The sequence below is a fragment of the Rhizobacter sp. Root404 genome (assembly GCF_001425865.1).
Taxonomy (GTDB): Bacteria; Pseudomonadota; Gammaproteobacteria; order Burkholderiales; family Burkholderiaceae_C; genus LMDS01.
Genome location: NZ_LMDS01000004.1, coordinates 653,301 through 673,624, shown reverse-complemented (window position 1 = coordinate 673,624; position 20,324 = coordinate 653,301). Strand labels below are relative to the sequence as shown.

General features: G+C 65.0%; 18 protein-coding genes and 1 tRNA gene. 15 read left to right on the top strand and 4 right to left on the bottom strand.

All coding sequences use genetic code 11. From position 1 onward, the window contains the following. Positions 1-141 precede the first annotated feature (141 nt). The gene (locus tag ASC76_RS07760) at positions 142-762 is read right to left on the bottom strand and encodes a PEP-CTERM sorting domain-containing protein (protein ID WP_162247074.1); all 621 of its coding nucleotides are present in this window, start codon (positions 760-762) and stop codon (positions 142-144) included. Positions 763-1,013: 251 nt separating this feature from the next. Between ASC76_RS07760 and ASC76_RS07755 the strand changes: the two genes are divergently transcribed. Further along, positions 1,014-2,834: an ATP-binding protein gene (locus ASC76_RS07755; RefSeq protein ID WP_056464552.1), complete on the top strand. Its 1,821-nt coding sequence runs from the start codon at positions 1,014-1,016 to the stop codon at positions 2,832-2,834. Between the two features lie 33 nt (positions 2,835-2,867). Here the strand turns inward: ASC76_RS07755 and ASC76_RS07750 are convergent, their stop codons facing one another. After that, positions 2,868-4,403 (bottom strand): ATP-binding protein, encoded by a 1,536-nt coding sequence (locus ASC76_RS07750; RefSeq protein WP_056464550.1) that lies wholly within the window; start codon positions 4,401-4,403, stop codon positions 2,868-2,870. Positions 4,404-4,884: 481 nt separating this feature from the next. Between ASC76_RS07750 and ASC76_RS25860 the strand changes: the two genes are divergently transcribed. Then, complete coding sequence (locus ASC76_RS25860; RefSeq protein ID WP_056464548.1) at positions 4,885-5,538, top strand: FxDxF family PEP-CTERM protein; 654 nt, start codon at positions 4,885-4,887, stop codon at positions 5,536-5,538. 222 nt (positions 5,539-5,760) lie between these two features. On the opposite strand, the gene ASC76_RS07740 is transcribed toward ASC76_RS25860, so the two are convergent. Further along, positions 5,761-6,642: a LysR substrate-binding domain-containing protein gene (locus ASC76_RS07740; protein ID WP_056464546.1), complete on the bottom strand. Its 882-nt coding sequence runs from the start codon at positions 6,640-6,642 to the stop codon at positions 5,761-5,763. Positions 6,643-6,829: 187 nt separating this feature from the next. On the opposite strand from ASC76_RS07740, the gene phnC (ASC76_RS07735) reads away from it, so the two are divergent. From phnC (ASC76_RS07735) to phnY, 9 genes are all read left to right on the top strand, one after another. Beyond that, positions 6,830-7,660, top strand: a complete 831-nt coding sequence (gene phnC / locus ASC76_RS07735; protein ID WP_056464544.1) for a phosphonate ABC transporter ATP-binding protein — start codon at positions 6,830-6,832, stop codon at positions 7,658-7,660. Between the two features lie 35 nt (positions 7,661-7,695). Next, positions 7,696-8,649, top strand: coding sequence for a phosphonate ABC transporter substrate-binding protein (gene phnD, locus ASC76_RS07730; protein ID WP_056464542.1), 954 nt, complete (start codon positions 7,696-7,698; stop codon positions 8,647-8,649). A gap of 5 nt (positions 8,650-8,654) precedes the next feature. Beyond that, positions 8,655-9,470 (top strand): phosphonate ABC transporter, permease protein PhnE, encoded by an 816-nt coding sequence (gene phnE, locus ASC76_RS07725; protein WP_371262123.1) that lies wholly within the window; start codon positions 8,655-8,657, stop codon positions 9,468-9,470. A gap of 163 nt (positions 9,471-9,633) precedes the next feature. Then, the gene (phnD, locus tag ASC76_RS07720) at positions 9,634-10,512 is read left to right on the top strand and encodes a phosphonate ABC transporter substrate-binding protein (RefSeq protein ID WP_082548886.1); all 879 of its coding nucleotides are present in this window, start codon (positions 9,634-9,636) and stop codon (positions 10,510-10,512) included. Next, positions 10,509-11,324 carry a phosphonate ABC transporter ATP-binding protein gene (gene phnC, locus ASC76_RS07715; RefSeq protein WP_056464540.1) on the top strand — a complete coding sequence of 272 codons (816 nt, stop codon included), beginning with the start codon at positions 10,509-10,511 and terminating at the stop codon, positions 11,322-11,324. The genes phnD (ASC76_RS07720) and phnC (ASC76_RS07715) overlap by 4 nt, the downstream gene beginning before the upstream one ends. Before the next feature lies 1 nt (position 11,325). After that, on the top strand, positions 11,326-12,141 hold the full coding sequence (gene phnE / locus ASC76_RS07710; RefSeq protein WP_056464538.1) for a phosphonate ABC transporter, permease protein PhnE: 816 nt from the start codon (positions 11,326-11,328) through the stop codon (positions 12,139-12,141). Continuing rightward, positions 12,141-13,400 carry a phosphonoacetate hydrolase gene (gene phnA / locus ASC76_RS07705; protein WP_056464536.1) on the top strand — a complete coding sequence of 420 codons (1,260 nt, stop codon included), beginning with the start codon at positions 12,141-12,143 and terminating at the stop codon, positions 13,398-13,400. Before phnE (ASC76_RS07710) ends, phnA begins: the two co-directional genes overlap by 1 nt. A gap of 1 nt (position 13,401) precedes the next feature. Further along, complete coding sequence (gene psrA / locus ASC76_RS07700) at positions 13,402-14,499, top strand: iron-containing alcohol dehydrogenase PsrA (RefSeq protein WP_056464533.1); 1,098 nt, start codon at positions 13,402-13,404, stop codon at positions 14,497-14,499. Beyond that, the gene (phnY, locus tag ASC76_RS07695) at positions 14,496-15,962 is read left to right on the top strand and encodes a phosphonoacetaldehyde dehydrogenase (protein ID WP_056464531.1); all 1,467 of its coding nucleotides are present in this window, start codon (positions 14,496-14,498) and stop codon (positions 15,960-15,962) included. The genes psrA and phnY overlap by 4 nt, the downstream gene beginning before the upstream one ends. A gap of 916 nt (positions 15,963-16,878) precedes the next feature. Here phnY and ASC76_RS07690 read toward each other — a convergent pair. Further along, positions 16,879-16,954: transfer RNA gene (locus ASC76_RS07690), tRNA-Ala, on the bottom strand. A gap of 194 nt (positions 16,955-17,148) precedes the next feature. On the opposite strand from ASC76_RS07690, the gene ASC76_RS07685 reads away from it, so the two are divergent. The 4 genes from ASC76_RS07685 (at position 17,149) to ahpC (ending at position 20,295) form a co-directional block, all read left to right on the top strand. After that, the gene (locus tag ASC76_RS07685) at positions 17,149-17,568 is read left to right on the top strand and encodes a rubrerythrin family protein (protein WP_056464529.1); all 420 of its coding nucleotides are present in this window, start codon (positions 17,149-17,151) and stop codon (positions 17,566-17,568) included. 78 nt (positions 17,569-17,646) lie between these two features. Next, positions 17,647-18,999: a (Fe-S)-binding protein gene (locus ASC76_RS07680; protein WP_056464527.1), complete on the top strand. Its 1,353-nt coding sequence runs from the start codon at positions 17,647-17,649 to the stop codon at positions 18,997-18,999. Positions 19,000-19,007: 8 nt separating this feature from the next. Continuing rightward, on the top strand, positions 19,008-19,586 hold the full coding sequence (locus ASC76_RS07675; protein ID WP_056467077.1) for a DUF3501 family protein: 579 nt from the start codon (positions 19,008-19,010) through the stop codon (positions 19,584-19,586). 145 nt (positions 19,587-19,731) lie between these two features. Continuing rightward, complete coding sequence (ahpC, locus tag ASC76_RS07670) at positions 19,732-20,295, top strand: alkyl hydroperoxide reductase subunit C (RefSeq protein WP_056464526.1); 564 nt, start codon at positions 19,732-19,734, stop codon at positions 20,293-20,295. Positions 20,296-20,324: the final 29 nt, after the last annotated feature.

Here is a 20,324-nt window from a genome sequence, read left to right as displayed (position 1 = left end):
GTCAGCGCAAATAGGCCGGGCCATCCCGTGTAAGCGTCGACGCAAATAGGCCGGGCCATCCCGTGTAAGCGTCGACGCAAGGAGCTGCTGCCAGTGCCTGAGCGCCAGCCCCCCGTGCGGCCGCGGCAGCTGCGGCAAGTCTCAGCCTTGCGCTTGACGCGCCCTGCGACGCACGCCGAACCCGAGACCTGCCAGACCCATCGCCATCATCGCCCAGGTGCCGGGCTCGGGCACTGCCGTCACCTGCGAGTAGGTCGCTTCGGCGAAGGAATGGCCCAGCTTGAGGTCGACATCGGCCAGTCCCAGGGCGAGCGGATTGGCGATCAGGTGCACCGCGTTCGTCTCGACGGCGCAGGCGAGCGGGCTCGGACAGTTGCTGATCTGCTCGTTGAGAACGAGCGAGAGGCCCAGCGGATCGAGCAGGCTGGCGAACGCGTGGGTATTCGGGTTGGCCGTCAGGTACGCGAGGGTGTACGACGAGAGGTCGAGAACAAGCGGACCGGCGCTGCCGTAGTTCACGCTCAGCGTCAGGCCGGCGAAGCTGTTCAGCACGCTGCTGCCGATCAGGCCGGTGCCAAACGCTTGCACGGTCGACGTCGTCTCGAGGGCCTGTGCGCCGAGCTGCGACCAGAGGTTCGAGGCGACCGGCGGGGCGAGCGGCAAGTCCAATGTCGAGACCGCCGACAAGCCCAATGCCGCGTTCACGACGCCGCCCTGGCCCGAACGGCTCGGCCCGATCGTCAAGGCCGTGGCCTCCGACAAGTAAATTCGTCTCCGCCAAGACAGGCCTCGTCGTCGAGGTCGACGGGAATGAACGATCGGAGCCATCACCAGGCGGATGGCGACGGTCCCGCGAAGTCGACTGATCTCGAGCCGCGGGCTCCCGCACGCCGTCGAGGATGCGTTTCGGCCAGGGGGCCTCAAGTGCCGGCCCCAGGGTGCCGATATTTTCCAAAGCCACGGCTACGCGGCGAGTCGGGGCGGCAGGTCGCCTCCTTGACCCGCTTGCTTCCATGACATCGATACCCTCCGCCCCGCTGCTTGAATCGCCGCACTCGATCGACGCGGAGATCGCGCTGGCCCGCGTCAGCGCCATCTATCGTCTGGCACCGCAGCCACAAGCCGGTGCCGCGGTGTTCTCGCTGGTGGTGGCGTACGCCATGTGGTTCCACATCAGCGCCGCCTGGATCCTGGGCTGGCTGACGGCGCGGCTGGTGATCAGCGCCGTACGCGTCTGTGAAACGGCTCGCTTCGAGCGAGACCCGGCGCGCGCACAACGGCTGGGCTACTGGCAGATTCGCTTCAACGTGCTGATCACGCTCGAGAACCTTTGCTGGAGCGTGATCGCGCTGGTGTTCGTGCCCGCTGTCAGGGGCAGCATGTTGGGCGCTCTGCTGTTCGCGAGCGTGCTGTGCATCACGGCGATCGGCGTATTCCTCCTGGTCAGCAGTCTGCGCACCGCGGTGCTGAATTTCCTCTCGATGCTGTTGCCGGTGATGGGGCACGCGCTGATCACGGGATACGAGGACGCCTGGATCGTCGTCGGGAGCCTGCTCGTCTACGGCGTCGTGCTCACGCAGGAGAGTTGGCGCAGCTGCAGGGACTGGACAGACATGACCCGCTTGCGCCTGGAGGCCTCCAGCATGGCGACGGCGCGGGAGCAAGCGCGTCAGATCGCCGTGGATGCCAGCCAGGCCAAGAGCCGATTCCTGGCCAACATGAGCCACGAGATCCGCACCCCGATGAACGGCATCCTCGGGATGTCGGAGCTGCTGCAGACGACCCCTCTCGACGCGACCCAGGCGCGCTACGCAAAAGCCATTGCGACCGCTGCGCAAGCACTGCACGAGCTGTTGGGCGACATTCTTGACCTGTCGAAGATCGAAGAGGGCAAGGTCACTCTCGAAAGCGTGGAGTTCGATTTCACGCAGCTGCTGTCGAGCCTGGCCTCGGTCTACCGTGAACTCGGCGTGGCTCGCGGGGTGGAGGTGCATACCACCATCGATCTGGAGGCGCTGCCGCGGGTCAGCGGCGATCCCGCCCGGCTGCGGCAGGTGGTGACGAACCTGCTTGGCAACGCCCTCAAGTTCACCAGTGCCGGAACCGTGACCTTGCGCGCCGAGCCCATTGCCCGGCCCGGCGGGGATGAGCGCCTGTGGATCCGCGTGTCAGTGCAGGACACCGGCATCGGCATGACGCCCGAACAGATGGTCCAGTTGTTCCAGCGCTTTTCGCAGGCTGACAGTTCAACGACCCGCAGGTTCGGCGGCAGCGGATTGGGCCTGGTCATCTGCAAGCACCTCGTCGAATTGATGGGCGGTTCGATCCACGCGGACAGTGCCCTCGGGCGCGGTAGCAACTTCTGGTTCGAAGTGCCTCTGAAGGCGGCGCCGGATCCGGCGCCCCAACTCGTGGCCGCCAGCGATGCAGCGGCACCTGAACGGTCGGCGCGGCCGCGTCCGGCTCGTGTTCTGGTGGTGGAAGACAACCCCGTCAACTGCCTGGTCGTGCAGGCCATGCTCGAGCGGCTGGGCATGGCGGTGGAGCTGGCCCACGACGGCATCGAGGCGGTCGCTGCACTCGAAGCGCACGACTTCGATCTGGTTCTCATGGATTGCCAGATGCCGCGCATGGATGGCTACGAGGCCGCGCGGCGGATTCGATCGGCCGGACACGCGCGCGCCAGCGTGCCCATCGTCGCGTTGACGGCGAATGCGCTCGCGGAGGAGCGCAAGCGCTGCGAGGCGGCCGGAATGGACGACTACTTGCCCAAACCGGTGACCGGTGATTCGCTGGCCAAGGTTCTGCAGCAATATCTGGGACCTTGCCCCTGACTGAAGGGGGAGATTGCCGGCACTTGCAGCGCCTCACCCTGGGGGCAATGCCATCCGCAGCGACACGATGAACGTACTCCCGACAGCCGGAGTACTCTCCACGCGCAAGCGACCGTGCATCAGCTCAACGAGCGTCTTGGCAAGCGCCAGACCCAGGCCCGTACCAGGGATGGCAGTCGTCTCGGCGCCGAGACGGTCGAAGGGGACGAACATCCGCTCCAGCTGCTCGCTGGACAAGCCGGGGCCGCAGTCCTTCACCGAAATCTCGACGTTGTCACCGACTCGCGAAGCGGACACATCGACCCGGCCCCCCGGCAGGCTGTACTTGATGGCATTGGACAGCAGGTTGTCGATCACCTGCCTCAAGCGCTTCGCATCGCCGCGGACGTATGTGGGCATCGCATCCCACGCTTCGCCGCAAAGCTCGATGCCGCTGGCGGCGGCCGCCCTCGCGGCCTGCGCCAGGGAGTCCTTGAGAATGGCGTTCAACGCGACGTCGACGTCTTGCACGACGATCCGTCCGGAATCCGCAGCGGCCAGGTCGAGAACCTCTTCAACCACTTCGAGCATGTGGCGACCGGCACCGGCGATGCTCGCCGCCCACAGCCGATGCTTCTCGTCCAAGGCCTTGTCCATTTCGCAAAGCTGGGCGAATCCGAGAATGGCGTTCAAGGGAGTTCGCAGCTCGTGGCTGACTCGCGAGAGCAACTGCGTCTTGTTGCGACTCGCGGCCTCCGATGTTTGCGCCTTGACCCTGATCTCCTCCATGCGATGTCGTTCGGTTGTGTCCAGAACGGTGCCGCGAAGCTTGCTGATCTTTCCGGACTCGTCCCGGACCGCCTCCCCACGCGCTTCGAGCCATCCCGTCAGCCTGTCGGCCCGGACATATTCGAGCTCGAGGATGTACGACATTCCAGTACGCAACGTGTTCGATACGGCGGATTGCAACTGCTCCCAGCTTCCCTGCCGGTACAGCTCGGAGAGTTCGGTCGAGGAGGGCGGCGTCCGTGTGCGATCCAGCCCGAAGATCCGATACAACTCTTCGGACCAGATCGTGATGTCGGAAGCGACGTCCCATTCCCAGTTTCCGACACGTCCGAGGCGCTGCGCTTCGACCAGTGCATCTCGGCTCTCGCGCAGCTTTGCCATGGCGTTCTCACGCTGCAATGCCTCCACCCGCAGCGCAGCTTCGACTTCCTTGAGCTTCGTCACTTCGGTGACGTGTGCAATGAAGCCGAGCACCTCGCCATCGACGACGTCGGGCACGTAGGTCGCCAGGCTGCACCGGTTCACACCGTCGGCGCCCGGCACAACGCGTTCGAAAAGTTGCTCCTCTCCGCGCAGCGCCGCTCGGATGTACGGTTCGTTGAGCGCGAAGAGCTTTGGCCCCAGCAAGTCTTTGATCGACGTGCCGATGAGACTGTCCGGATTGACGCCGAACCAGCGTTCGTAGGCACGGTTGGCAAAGCGGCATCGAAGATCTCGATCCCAATAGGCAAGCATGGACGGTACGTGGTCCACCAGCAGGCGGATGTGGTGAGGCGTGTCCCGGCCGGAGGTGTCGTTCATTGAGTGGTGGTTTGGGGTGAATCGTGCATCGTTGTCCCGCCGGCGAGCCCACGTGCACGACAGTCGCGTTCGATCAAATCGTACGATCGCTCGAAGCGCAATGATTGATTTGGATCAAGCGGTGGGGCTCGGTCGCGCGCGGCGCAGTGGCGGCCTGCGCCAGGCTCCGTTCATAGGTGACCGCGGACAGAGAACGGACAGACGGGATCGACCAGCCAGAGTTCTGCTTCCCCGCGAAAGCGATCAACGCTATGGCTTGGGAGGTGTGCCTTCATCGTGAATTCGACGAGTGAACGCGTCGCAGCGGTCCCGAGACGCGGCCCCCCTTGAACGGGTGTGCGCTCCCCGAAGTGCGGGGGCTTGCGCGGTATCCGGCACCAGCCGGTTTCCATAGCATTCGCCGCATCCCAATCAGCAACCCGAGAACATTCACATGCGACTTCATCATCTTGCATTCGCCGCTCTGTCAGCAATCGCCCCGATGTGCGCAAGCGCCGCGTCGTTCGACTTTGCCAATCTCAAGTATGTCGGCGGTGTCAACACGGGCTTCCTGCCGACGGACGGCGTGGCCTGCACCGGTGGTGACCTGTGCAGCTCGAACGTCGACGGCAACGTCCGCAATGGTGACCTCACCTTCTCGAGCGGCGGCCTGACCGTCAAGGCGACCGGCTCGTACCTGGGCAACACGGCAGCGGTGGTGCAGGACCACGAGAACACCTACAGCGCAGCCAACAAGATCGGCGCGGGCTTGGGGGTCTATCACCTGAGCGGCAACTCGAGCGACGACAACATCACCTTCGGCGAGAAGCTCACCCTGACGTTCGACCAGGCCGTCACGATCACCAGCATCGGCCTTCGGTCCGAAGGCCACAACACCACGAGTTGGCTCAGTGGCGCGACCTTCCTGCTCAACGGTGTGTCCACGCTGTTGCCCGCAAATGTCGGCTCGATCGACGGCTTGAGCATGACCGGCACGCAGTTCACCTTCGCCTACGGCGGCGCGCATGCCGATCAGTTCTACCTGAGCTCCGTCACCGCCGTGGCCGCCGTCCCCGAGCCCGAGACTTACGCGCTGATGGTCGGAGGTCTGGCCGCACTCGGTTTCGTGGCTCGCCGGCGCAAGCCGTTGGCTTGAGCGGGGGATCCTCTCCCGGGGGGATTCCGGTCAGGCTTGACGAGAGTTCGTCAAGTGCAAGTCGAACACGCCTGCGAACTGGAAGTCCCGGCCACGAGCGGACGTTACCGAACGGCCGCTCGTGGAGGAGCTAGCGGTCCAATGGACGTAGGGAATCGGCGGCGGTTGTCTCAGCGATGGACCGGATCGCCTCGGAACTTGATATCCGCGAGCGCCGCTAGCTTACGATTTCGACGGCGTGCTCGAGCTGCCCGCAATGACATCGAAGAATGCGCGAACCATCCGCATGTCCTGTCGCTCGGCGAGGCACACGGCATGCGCATAAGTGTGTATCGCCGCATCGCTTATGCGCACCGCGTGGAGTCCCGGCCCCGGTACGTACTCCGCTTCTGAAACCGCCGCAATGCCCAGGCCCTGGGACACCGCTGCGCGAATGATTTCCCTGCTGGCGATCTCCATCACGATCTCGGGCTCGATCCCGGCCGCCGTCAGAGCAGACTCCAGTGCTCTGCGCGTCGTCGAGCCCGGCTCGCGCATCAGGAAGCGTTCTCCCTGCAACTCCACGGTGCGGATGGTGCGCCGCTTCGCGAACCGGTGGCTGGCAGCGCAGAAGATCAACACCGGGTGTTCGCTGTAGGGAACGGACACGAAGCGCTTGTCGCGAAACACCTGGGCGAGTACGCCCACGTCGGCCCGGTAGTCGAGGAGCCGGTCAAGAACTTCTTGCGAGTTGCCGGTGCTCACCGAGATCGCGACGCCGGGGTAGCGCTGATGGAATGCCGCCAGCATCGCCGTCACATGCGAAGGCCCGACGGCTGCCACGCGCAGATGGCCCGAGCGCAGCTCGCCGGCATCACCGAGCAGTTGGACCGCATCGGCCTCGAGGCTGAAGATCTGGCGTGACAGGTGCGCCAGCCGTTCGCCGAGTTCGGTGGGCCGCACGCGGCGACCGGTGCGGTGGAACAGCTCGACCTTGTAGAGCGCTTCGAGCTGACCGACCTGCGTGGTCACCGTCGGCTGGCTGACGTGCAGCTTCTCGGCCGCGCCCGTGAAGCTGCCTGTCGTCGCGACGGCGTGAAACGACCGCAGTTGTGTCAGGCGCATGACGTGTCTTTCGGTGTGATCCCGTGCGAACTATAGGTCTGCTGAATGGACCGCTACAAATATTTGAATGGAACAAATAGCGCCAGGCGGGGCTGCAGTCACGGAACCGTCACGCGGCGCCGGAACACTGGCGAGACCGTACTCCACGACCGGCACGGCGCGTTGCGCGTGTCAGCCATCAAGCTCCATGAACCACTCCGTCCTCCGCGCGCAAGACTTGCATCGTACCTACGGCACCCGTGCCGCCCTGCGCGATGTGTCGTTCGAAATCCGCCGCGGCGAGCGTGTCGCGCTGCTCGGCGCTTCGGGCTCCGGCAAGTCCACGCTCATTCGCTGCCTGTGCGGGCTGGAAACCACCGATCCGGGCACCGGCCGGGTCGAAGCCTTCGGCCGCCCGCTGCAGGCAGATGGCCGCGACAGCTCCGAGATCCGCGCCCTGCGCCGCCGCATCGGCGTCATCTTCCAGCAGTTCAACCTGGTCGGCCGGCTGAGCGTGATGCAGAACGTGTTGACAGGCCTGGCTGCCGACGCGCCGCTGTGGCGCGGTGTACTCGGCCGCTACACATTGGATCAACGGGCGCGTGCGCTCGATGCGCTCGGCGCCATCGGCCTTGCGCCGCAAGCGTTCCAGCGTGCATCGACGCTGTCCGGTGGCCAGCAGCAGCGTGCGGCCATCGCCCGCGTGCTGGTGCAGGGCGCGGAACTCCTATTGGCAGACGAGCCGGTGGCCTCGCTGGACCCGCAGTCGACGGTGCGCGTGATGGACCAGCTCGCGGCATTGAACCGTGACGCCGGGTTGACCCTCGTCATCAGCCTGCACCAGGTCAGCCTCGCCCGCCGCTATTGCGATCGCGTGCTGGCGCTGCGCGACGGCGAGCTGATCTACGACGGCCCGAGCGCCGCGCTGACCCCCGAGTTCCTCCAGAAGCTGTACGGCACAGCCGCCGAAGAATTGCTGCACGACGACCACGCCGCGGTCGCTGCGATGCAGACAACGCCGTTCGCCCTGGCCGCCTGAGCGGCCGTCACATCCTTCCACCAGCACTGCACACCATGCTCAATCACAAGACCCTCGTCATCGCCGCCGCCTTGCTCGCCGGCGGCGCCGCCCTGCACGCACAGGAAATCAACTTCGGCATCATCGCCACCGACACCGCGTCGACCCAGCGCGAGCGCTGGGAGCCCTTCTTCCGCGACATGGAGAAGAAGACCGGGCTGACGGTGAAGTCGTTCTACGCGCCCGACTACGCCGGCGTGATCGAGGCCATGCGTTTCAACAAGATTCAGGTCGCCTGGTTCGGCAACAAGTCGGCGATGGAGGCGGTGGACCGCGCCAACGGCGAGGTGTTCGCACAAGTCATGTATGCCGACGGCACGTTCGGCTACAAGGGCCTGCTGATCACGCACAAGGAGAGCCCGTTCAAGTCGCTCGACGACGTGTTCAAGAACTCGAAGACGATCAACTTCGGTATTGGCGACCCGAACTCGACCTCGGGCTTCCTGGTGCCCACGTTCTACGTCTTCGCGCAGAACAAGGTCGACTACCGCAGTGCCTTCAAGACCCTCCGCAATGCGAGCCACGGTGCCAACATCCAGGCCGTGCTCGCGCGTCAGCTCGACGTGGCCACCAACAACACCGAAGAGATCGACAAGCTCAAGGCGAGCAAGCCGGAACTGGCCAGCCAGCTGCGCGTGATCTGGGAAAGCCCGTTGATCGCGAGCGACCCGTTCGTGTGGCGCAAGGACTTGAACCCGGCGGTCAAGGCGAAGCTGGCGAGCTTCGTCGTCAACTACGCCAAGACCGACGACCAAGAGAAGGCGATCCTGAAGAACATCTACAACTACGGCGGCTTCCGCGCCTCGAACAACGACCAGTTGATCCCGACGCGCCAGCTCGAGCTGTACAAGGAGCGCAGCAAGGTCGAGAACGACGCCGGATTGGATGCCGGCGCGAAAACCAAGGCGTTGACCGAGATCGACGCCAAGCTCGCGGCGCTGAAGCTGTGAGCGTGCTGTCCATCGGGACGCCGAGCGCCGCGGCGCTTGCACAGTTGCGCGAGCGCGCCGCGGCGGAACGGCCGGGGCTCACCACCTGGGTGATGTGGGCCGCCGTGATCCTGCTGCTGGGCTGGTCGTGGCAAGGCGCGGAAGTGAGGCCGCTGGCCCTGGTGCGCGATGCCGGCAACATCGCCACCTACGCACGCGACTTCTTTCCACCCGACTTCCACGACTGGCCCATCTACGCCCGCGAGATGCTGGTCACCCTGCACATCGCCGTCTGGGGCACCCTGCTGGCATTGGTGGCCGCCGTGCCAGCGGGCCTGCTGTGCGCGTCGAACGTGACGCCGACGTGGGTCCATCAGCCGATGCGCCGGCTGATGGACGCGTGCCGCGCGATCAACGAGATGGTGTTCGCGATGCTGTTCATCGTCGCGGTCGGTCTCGGGCCGTTCGCCGGCGTGCTGGCGCTGGCGGTTCACACGACCGGCACGCTGGCGAAGCTGTTCTCCGAATCGGTCGAGGCGATCGACCCGCGCCCTGTCGAGGGCATCCGTGCCACCGGTGCGCACAAGCTCGTCGAAGTCGTCCACGGCGTGATCCCTCAGGTGCTTCCGCTCTGGATGAGCTTCACGCTATACCGCTTCGAGTCGAACGTGCGTTCGGCTTCGGTCGTCGGCATGGTCGGCGCGGGTGGCATCGGCGTCGTGCTGTACGAGGTGATCCGCAGCTTCCAGTACGCGCAGACCTGCGCCGTGCTGCTGATCCTCGTGGTCACGGTGTCGGTGATCGACCTGGCCTCGGCGCGACTGCGCAGCCGCTTCATCTGAGCCCCGCGTTTTCCCTGTCGAACTATTGACGAAATCAATAGTTCGGCGGAAAAACTTGGATTGTTCAAATGCTCCCATCGGTACGACATTGGTGATGCCCGCCGCCCGCCCGTTCCCACGGTCGGCAGCGGCGACAGCCCAACAAGACCGACAGGAGACAACGATGACTTTCACTCGACGCCACCTTCTGGCCACGGCGCCCGCGCTGCTCGGCGCCCCATTGCTGAGCCTGACCCCCTCGGCGCGTGCCGCCAGCGCGCTGACGGTCGGCCTGATTCCTTCCGAAGACTCGCGCGCCATGATCGCGAACAGCCAGAAGATGATGGACATGCTGGCCAAGGCGCTGAACATGGAGGTCAAGCCCTTCGTCGCGGCCGACTACAACGGCGTGATCGAGGCGCTGCGCTCCAAGCGCCTGGACGTGGCCTACCTCGGACCGTTCTCGTATGTGCTCGGCACCACGGTCGCCGAGATCGAGGCCTTCGCCGTCGCCGAGACCAAGAAAGCCGGCCGCACCTACTACCACTCGCTGATCGTCGCCCACAAGGACAGCGGCATCAAGACGATCGCCGATCTCAAGGGCAAGAACTTCGCGTTCGTCGACCCGAGCTCGACCTCGGGCCATCTGTTCCCGAAGGCCGGGTTGATCAAGGCCGGCTTCAACCCCGACAAGGACTTCGGCCGCGTCATCTTCTCGGGCTCGCACGACTCGAACGCCGTCGCGGTGCAGAACAAGAAGATCGACGCGGTCGCCATCGCCGATCGCATCCTCGACGCAGCCATCGCCAAGGGCCTGGCCAAGCGCGAAGATCTGGTCGTAGTCTGGAAGTCGGACCCCATTCCCGAGTCGCCGACGGTCTGGCGCAGGGACCTTGATCCCGAGCTGAAGAAGCGGGTGCAGGCTGCCTTCCTGCAGGTCAAGGACATCCCTTGGTCCGACCAGGGTGAGCTCAACGGCTTCCACCCGACCAACGACAAGGCCTACGACATCATCCGCGAGACCGCGAAGACCCTCAACCTCGACCTGAGGAAGATGAAGTGATCAAGATCCGCGGCCTGACCAAGCGCTACGGCGAGGTCGATGTCCTGAAGGGCCTGGACATCGACGTCGCACCCGGCGAGTTCCTCGTCGTGCTCGGCCCGTCGGGGGCGGGCAAGTCGACGCTGCTGCGTTGTATCAACCGGCTCACCGAACCGACGCAGGGCGACATTCACATCGACGGCGAACTCGCCACATCGAATGCGGCGAGCCTGCGCAAGCTGCGCCGGGAAGTCGCGATGATCTTCCAGCACTACAACGTGGTGCCGCGCCTGTCGGTGCAGAAGAACGTGCTGACCGGGCGGCTCGGTGCGGTGCCGTCGGTGCTGTCGTGGCTGCAGGTCTTTCCACGCAAGGATGTCGAGATCGCCCGCGAGTGCCTGCGCCGCGTCGAGCTCGACGAGAAGGCCGAGATGCGCACGGATACGTTGTCCGGCGGTCAGAAACAGCGTGTCGGCATCGCCCGCGCGCTCGCCCAGCAGCCCAAGGTGATCCTCGCCGACGAGCCGGTCGCCAGCCTGGACCCGAAGACCTCGCGCACCGTGCTGACCTACCTGAAGCAGGCCAGCCGCGAGCTCGGCATCACGGTGATCTGCAACCTGCACCAGATCGACTACGCCAAGGAGTTTGGTGAACGCATCGTCGGCGTCTCGGCCGGACGCATCGTGTTCGAAGGCAAGCCCGAGGCGTTGACCGACGAGATGCTGCAGCGCATCTACCCGGGGCTTGACGAGGGCCGTGCACAGTCCGCGTCGCCCCAGCGAGACGAGGCGCCGGCCACCGGCCTGCACAACTTTGCCCTCGAGGAGGCGTGAAATGAACATCGGTTCCTACAACCTCATGATCGCGCGTCCGGGCGGCAGCCTCGGATGGTGGCCACGGCTCGGTCTCGGTGTCGCGGCCATCGGGGCGCTCTGGTGGGCCGCCCGCGGCAGCCAGGTCAGCGTTGGCGAGCTCGTCAAGGGCGCGCCGTGGATCGCCGACTTTCTTTCGCGCATGTTTCCGCCCAACTGGGCGTTCATCGACAAGCTGATCGTGCCGGCGATCGAGACGGTGCAGATCGCGCTCTGGGGCACGCTGCTCGCGGTGATCCTGGCCGTGCCGGTGTGCTTCTTCGCGGCGCGCAATCTCACGCCGAACATGGCGGTCTTCCATCTCACGCGTCAGGTGTTCAACGTCACACGCGGCGTCAACGAGATCATCCTCGCGCTGGTGTTCGTCGCGGCCGTGGGCCTCGGGCCGTTTCCCGGTGTGCTGGCGCTCGCGGTGCACGGGGCCGGCATGCTCGGCAAGTTCTTCTCCGAGTCGATCGAGGAGATCGATCAGGGCCCGATCGAGGCGCTGCGATCGACCGGCGCCGGGCCGATCCAGATCGTCATTTTCGGGGTCATCCCGCAGGTGATCACCGCCTGGATCGCCGTCGTGCTGTACCGCTTCGAGACCAACCTGCGCCAGGCGACCGTGCTCGGCATGGTCGGCGCCGGCGGCATCGGCTTCGAGCTGGTCGGCAGCATGAAGCTGTTCCAGTACCAGGACACCGCCACCTGCATCCTCGTGATCATCGCGATGGTGATGATGGCCGACTACGTTTCGACCCGGCTGCGCGCCTGGATCCAGAAGGGAGCCCATTGATGAACCCGAACCACGAATCGGTCGAAGCCAACGGCCGCCGCTACCTGAAGCCGGCTGCGCCTGTGGTGGTGGTCTGCGTCGATGGTTGCGAGCCGGACTACATCACGCAGGCCATCCAGGCGGGTGTTGCGCCGTACCTGCAACGCATGCGGGCGGGCGGCAGCTCGCTGATCGGTGACTGCGTGGTGCCGAGCTTCACCAACCCCAACAACGTCTCGATCGTCACCGGCGTGCCACCCTCGGTGCACGGCATCTGCGGCAACTTCTTCTACGACGTCGGAGCCGACCGCGAGGTGATGATGAACGACCCGGCCTACCTGCGCGCACCGACGCTGCTGGCGGCCTTCGCCGACGCCGGGGCGTCGGTCGCGGCGGTGACGGCCAAGGACAAGCTGCGCACGATGCTGGGTCACGGGATGAAGGGCATCTGCTTCTCGGCCGAGAAGGCGGACAAGGCAACGATTGCCGAGTGCGGCATCGACAACCTGCTCCAACTCGTCGGCAAACCGGTGCCCTCGGTCTACAGCGCCGATCTGAGCGAGTTCGTGTTCGCGGCCGGTGTGAGGTTGCTCGAGACGCGCCGGCCCGATCTGACCTACCTGTCGACCACCGACTACGTCCAGCACAAGGCCGCGCCCGGAACCCCCGAGGCCAACGCCTTCTACGCGATGATGGACGGCTACCTCGCTCAGCTCGACGCGCTGGGCGCGGTGATCGGCCTGACCGCCGACCACGGCATGAGCCCGAAGACCGATGCCGCCGGCCTGCCGCGCGTGATCTACCTGCAAGAGACATTGGACCAGCACCTCGGCGCGGGTCAGACGCGCGTGATCCTGCCGATCACCGACCCATACGTCGTGCACCACGGGGCACTCGGTTCGTTCGCGACGGTCTACCTGCCACTGGCGGCACGTGCGCACGCGTTGCGTGTGATGCAAGGCCTGCCGGGCATCGAGGTGGTGCTGACGCGCGAACAAGCGGTCGAGCGCTTCGAACTCGCCGGCGACCGCATCGGCGACTTGGTGATCGTCTCCGACCACCTCACCGTGCTCGGCACCAGCGCCGCGCGCCACGACCTCACCGGCCTGACCGTGCCGCTGCGCTCGCATGGCGGCATCTCCGAGCAGAAGGTGCCGCTGCTCTTCAACCGGCCGCTGCAAGGCGTGGACCCTGCACGCCGGCTGCGCAACTTCGACGTGTTCGATCTCGCGCTGAACCACGTCGCTCCGCGCGTCGTCCCGTCATCCCAGGAACACTGACATGTCGCACGAATACTTCAACCCCGTTCGCAGCGTCTACGGGGCAGGAGCTCTTGCGTCGCTGCCGAAGCTGCTGGCCGGCCGTCGCGCGCTGGTGGTGACCTTTCCGGAGGCGCGTGCACTCGGCATCGTGGGTCGCGTCGAGAAGTTGCTGCATGGACAACTTGCCGGCGTGATCGACGACGTCAAACCAAATCCCGACGTTGCTGAACTGCGCACGCAGTACGAGGCCTTCTGGCGCGAACCGGACAGCGCGGACGTGATCGTCGCGCTCGGCGGCGGCAGCGCCATCGACACCGCCAAGGCACTGATGGTGGGCACCGAGAGCGGCCGCTTCGACGACCTGCTGGCGGGTCTGGCCGGTGGCACGGGATTCGTGCCGGCGAAGCTGAAGACGCTGATCGCGGTGCCCACCACGGCCGGCACCGGCAGCGAAGTGACGCCTTGGGCGACCATCTGGGATCGCGGCGCGCAGAAGAAATACTCGCTTCACCTCGAGCAGACTTGGCCCGCCGTCGCCCTGATCGACCCCGAGCTGATGCTGTCGCTGCCGGCAGGCGTTACGTTGCAGAGCGGCTTGGACGCCTTGTCGCATGCGCTCGAATCGATCTGGAACGTCAACGCGAACGCGTTGTCGGACACCTACGCCGTCGCTGCGGTGCACGACATCCTCGATGCGCTGCCCGCGCTGATGAAGCGGCTCGACGATGTCGACCTGCGTGGTCGGATGGCGCTCGCGGCACTGAAGGCCGGCATGGCGTTCTCGAACACGCGCACGGCGCTGGCGCATTCGATCTCCTACGAGATGACCTTGCGCCACGGCGTGCCGCATGGCATCGCGTGTTCATTCCCGCTGCCGATGGTGCTCGAACGCGCGATTGGGCAGCGACGCGACCGCGACGCTGTACTCGAACGCGCGCTCGGCCCCCTCGACGCCGCGCCGCGCCGACTCAGCGGCTTCATCGAGGGGTTGGGTGTAAAGACGCGCTTCGCCGATTACGGTGTCGGGAAGGCCGAAGCCGAAGCGATGGTCGCGCATGCGCTGACCGGCCCACGAGGCAAGAATTTCATCGGAATGACGAGCGAGGTGATGGCATGAATGCAAGGATCTCCGTGACGGGCAAGACGCTTGACGGCGCAATGTTCCGCGCCCAAGCGCTGCGCATCGACGGCGAGAAGGTGCGCACCGAGCGCCATCTGGATGTGCTCAACCCGTACAACGGAGAGCGAGTCGGCACCGTCGGTTTGGCCACGCTCGAACACGTACGCCGGGCCTACGAGGTCGCGCACGCCTACGTGCCGACGCTGACGCGCTACGAGCGCGCTGCGATACTGAATCGCGCCGCGGCCTTGCTGCGCGAGCGCGCGGAGGAAGCCTCGGACCTGATCACCGCCGAGTCGGGTCTGTCCAAGAAGGACAGCCTCTACGAGATCGGCCGCGTCGCCGATGTGCTGGGCTTCGGCGCCAGCGAGGCCTTGCGAGACGACGGCCAGGTGTTCTCGTGCGACCTGACGCCGCACGGCAAGCGCCGCAAGGTGATCACGATGCGCGAGCCGCTGATCGGCGTGATTACCGCGATCACGCCGTTCAACCACCCGATGAACCAGGTGGCGCACAAGGTGGTGCCGTCGATCGCGAGCAACAACCGCATGGTTCTCAAGCCGTCGGAAAAGGTGCCGCTGTCGGCGATCTACCTGGCCGATCTGTTGTACGAGGCCGGTCTGCCGCCGCCGATGCTGCAGGTGCTCACCGGCGACCCGCGCGAGATCGCCGACGAGCTGCTGACCAATCCGCATGTCGACCTGATCACCTTCACCGGCGGCGTCTCGATCGGCAAGTACATCGCCCACAAGGCGGGCTACCGCCGCATCGTGCTCGAACTCGGCGGCAACGACCCGCTGATCGTGATGGACGACGCCGATCTGGACAAGGCGAGCGACCTCGCGGTGCAGGGCTCGTACAAGAATTCGGGGCAGCGCTGCACGGCTGTCAAGCGCATGCTGGTGCACGAAAAGGTCGCGCACGAATTCACCGAGCGCGTCGTCGCGAAGACACGTGCCTGGCGCTACGGTGACCCGATGGACAAGGGCAACGAGATGGGCACCGTGATCGACGCGGCTGCGGCGCAGCTGTTCGAAGCGCGTGTCGAAGAAGCGGTGGCGCAGGGCGCGAGGTTGCTCGTCGGCAACCAGCGTGACGGCGCGCTCTACTCGCCGACAGTGCTCGACCGCGTTCGGCCGGAAATGACGCTGGTGCGTGAGGAAACCTTCGGGCCGGTCTCGCCGATCATCACTTTCAAGAACATCGACGAGGCGATCGCTATCTCCAATGGCACGGCCTTCGGGCTGTCGTCCGGCATCTGTACCAACCGCATGGACGACGCGACCCGCTTCGCCAAGGAACTCAAGGTCGGCACCGTGAACCTGTGGGAGGTACCGGGCTACCGCATCGAGCTGACGCCCTTCGGCGGCATCAAGGACTCGGGGCTGGGCTACAAGGAGGGCGTGCAGGAGGCGATCAAGTCGTTCTGCAACGGCAAGACGTTCACCTTGCCTTGGTAGGCGAGAGCAAAGTATCCGCTGTAGAGAAAGCTTTTGTCGGCAACGCGCGGCGGATCACTCGACATGCTGGTGTGCTCGGTGTGCTCACCCGTCAGGGCTTCCCGGTGTTCGCCTTAGACATCTCGTCTCCGTTGGTTGCGACGACGAGGGTGGACGACGACCCGACCAGGACGGAGCGTGTACTCGCGGAAGATTTGTTCGGCTTCGCTCCACCCGGCCTCGCTTAACGCGGGGGGTGATGAACTTGGCACAGATGTCGGCTTCCGAGAGCGTCCTTTTGTTCAAACCTGGCTCCGCACGAGATCCCCTTTGTGCGGCTTCGACAGGGCGGACTATTGGCGACAACGGCGCAAGCACGTCAGGCGGACTGCCATGTCTTGTCCTATGCGCACGTGATGCCTCTACGAGCGTTTCAGGACTGTCACGCACCTAGATGAAGGATGTGCAAGAAGGTAGGCTGAATTACGTCCGCCCGTTGCGTTGCCTATCTCCGCTTCCTACATTGACTGCTTCACTAGTCACAGGGGGAATCAATGACCAAGAAGATTACCGCCACGATTTCAAGGGGCAAGTACGAAGGCATGACGCTAGTCCCGCACCGCCATGCGGACGGGAGTTTCGTGGTTAGCCCCACGAGGTTCGTTAAGGACGACATCAGGGTGAAGTCGCTAACCGAGGTGACTGCACATCTGCGCGATGGGCTGTCGCTCCGTATGAGCTGCGCGTTAGCAGTTGGGCACGCACCGAGCCTCGTTTGCCCGGCTTCGATTAATGGAATTGCTTAGCTGTATCTGACGCGGGGTCTCGTACGCGCCGTGATCCCTTGGGGACATGTGTGAAAAACATGTGTGCAATGAGAAAAACCTCGGAATCGCAAGTCTTTGATTTGACTCAGGATTCCGAGGTTTTCCGGTAGTGGTGGAGAGGAGGAGGATCGAACTCCCGACCTTCGCATTGCGAACGCGACGCTCTCCCAGCTGAGCTACCCCCCCACTTCGCTGCGTAGTCTAGCAAAAAGATTGCCCCGCAGAGGGCGACGTTTCGGCGCGGCATAGCGGCGATCAATGCAACCTCATTGGCGGTTTGTATTGGCAGATGGGGCGCGGTGGGGTAGCGTGCACCTTGCCGCCTGCCGGCAGCACGGGCGCTGCGGCGGCCGACGCAGATCATTCACCAGGAGACCGACATGGGCTTGAAAGGATCGAAGACCGAGCAGAACCTGAAGGACGCCTTCGCGGGCGAATCGCAGGCCAACCGCCGCTACCTCTACTTCGCGAACAAGGCGGACATCGAGGGCCAGAACGATGTCGCGGCGCTGTTCCGCTCGACGGCCGAGGGCGAGACCGGCCACGCGCACGGTCACCTCGAGTTCCTCGAGGCCGTGGGCGACCCGGCCACCGGCCTGCCGATCGGCTCGAGCCGGCAGAACCTGGCCGCCGCCGTCGCCGGCGAGACGCACGAGTACACCGACATGTACCCGGGCATGGCCAAGAGCGCGCGCGACGAGGGCTTCGACGAGATCGCCGACTGGTTCGAGACCTTGGCGAAGGCCGAGCGCTCGCACGCCAACCGCTACCAGAAGGCGCTCGACGCGCTGGTCGACTGACGGGTCGCCGGAACGCGTGTACACAAGGGGCTTCGCGCCCCTTGTTCATTGCAGCCTCGTTTCCTGGAGACACGCCGGATGAGCAATCGCGAGGGCAACCTGGAGGCGCCGACCCGCCACCCGATCGACTGGCAGAACCCCGAGTTCTACGAGCAGGCGGCGTGCGAGACGGAGATGGCCCGCATCTTCGACATCTGCCACGGCTGCCGTCGCTGCGTGAGCCTGTGCCAGTCGTTTCCGACGCTCTTCGATCTGGTCGACGCGACGGCCGACGGCGAGGTTCACGGCGTCGCGAAGACCGACTTCTGGCGCGTCGTCGACCAGTGCTACCTGTGCGACCTCTGCTACATGACCAAGTGCCCGTACGTGCCGCCGCACCCGTGGAACCTGGACTTCCCGCACACCATGCTGCGCGCGAAGGCGATCAAGTTCCGCAACGGCGAGGTCAGTGCGGGCGAACGGCTGCTGGCGTCGACCGACACCCACGGCCAGTTCGCCGGCATCCCGGTGGTCGTGCAGGCGGTCAACGCGTTGAACAAGACGAAGGCGGTGCGCAAGGTGCTCGACAGCGCGCTGCACGTGCACCCCGACGCCTGGCTGCCGGAACTGGCGACGAAGCGTTTCCGCTGGAGCGCGGACCGGGGCGACGCGGCGACCCCGGTGATCAACGGCGAGCGCACGCCCGGCAAGGTCGTGATCTTCTCGACCTGCTACGTCAACTACAACGAGCCGGGCATCGGCTTCGACCTGATCAAGCTGCTGCAGCACAACGCCATCCCCTACACGATCGTCGAGAAGGAGAGCTGCTGCGGCATGCCCAAGCTCGAGCTCGGTGACCTGGACGGCGTCGCGAAGCACAAGGCCGCCAACATCCCGGTGCTTGCGACGTACGCGCGCGACGGATTCGCGATCCTGTCGGCGATCCCCTCCTGCACGCTGATGTTCAAGCAGGAGTTGCCGCTGATGTTCCCCGGGGAGGCCGACGTCGCGGCGGTGCAGGAGGCGATGTTCGACCCGTTCGAGTACCTGATGGCGCGCCACAAGGACGGCCTGCTGAAGCTCGACTTCAAGGCCGCGCTGGGCAAGGTGAGTTACCACATCCCCTGCCATGGCCGGGTGCAGAAGATCGGCCGGAAGACCGAGGAGGTCTTCAAGCTGATCGGCCAGACCGTGTCGGTGCAGCTCAACACCGTCGAGCGCTGCTCGGGCCATGCAGGCACCTACGGCGTGAAGACCGCGTTCCATGCCAACGCGATGAAGATCGGCAAGCCGGTGTTCAAGGCGATGGCGAAGGATGCGCCCGACTACATCAGCTCCGACTGCGCGCTCGCCGGCCACCACATCGCGCAGGGCATGGCGGTGAACGCGCTGCCCGCCGCGAAGCTGGCGCACCCGATCAGCCTGATGCGCATCGCCTACGGCTTGAATTGAACACGACCATGACGATCACCAAGGACAGCCTGCTGACGCTCGAGGCCTACGCGAAAGTCCGCAAGTCGGCGCGGGCCGAGTTCATCGCGCACCGCCAGCTGCGGACCGTGCGACTCGGCGAGCACCTGAGCGTTCAGTTCGAGGACGAGCGGACGATCCGCCGCCAGATCCAGGAGATGCTGCACATCGAGAAGATCTTCGAGGAGGAGGGCATCCAGAGCGAGATCGATGCCTATGCCCCGCTGGTGCCCGATGGTTCGAACTGGAAGGCGACCGTGTTGATCGAGTACCCCGACCCACACGAGCGCAAGCGCGAGCTGGCGCGGCTGATCGGCATCGAGGACCGGCTGTTCGTCGAGGTCGAGGGCCACGCCCGGGTCTACGCGATCGCCGACGAAGACCTGGACCGCGAGAACGCGGAGAAGACCTCGGCGGTTCATTTCGTGCGCTTCGAGTTCGCCAAGGCGGCACGCGATGCGGTGCGGGCCGGCGCGAGTGTCAAGCTCGGGTGCGACCACACCCATTACCCGGCGCACACGGTCATCGCAGCGGAGACCCTGGCGAGCCTGGCGGGCGATCTGACCTAACGAGCCACGCGATTTGCCAACGAGCCGGCTGCGTGCCGGCTTTTGCTTATGCACTCAATAGTCAAACTCAATGAAAAGTCATTGATAAATAGCTTAGCATTAACCCTGTTCCGTATCCCATCCCACTCTCCAGAAGGAAGTCAGCATGTCCATCATCAACACCACCGTTCAGCCGTTCAAGGTCCAGGCCTTCAAGAATGGCAAGTTCATCGAAGTCACCGAGCAGAGCCTGAAGGGCAAGTGGTCGGTGTTCGTGTTCATGCCCGCCGCGTTCACCTTCAACTGCCCGACCGAAGTCGAAGACGCAGCCGACAACTATCCCGAGTTCCAGAAGCTCGAGGCCGAGGTCTACATCGTCACGACCGACTCGCACTTCGCGCACAAGGTGTGGCACGAGACCTCGCCGGCTGTCGGCAAGGCCAAGTTCCCGCTGATCGGCGACCCGACCCACGCGCTGACGAACATGTTCGGCGTGCACATTCCCGAAGACGGCATGGCGCTGCGCGGCACCTTCCTGATCAACCCGGAAGGCGTGATCAAGACCGCCGAAGTGCACGACAACGCGATCGCGCGTGACATGAAGGAAACGCTGCGCAAGCTGAAGGCCGCGCAATACGTCGCCGCGCACCCGGGCCAGGTCTGCCCGGCGAAGTGGAACGACGGAGCCGCGACGATCACCCCGTCGCTGGACCTCGTCGGCAAGATCTAAGTCCGTTACCGAAATCGAAGGAGCTTCAC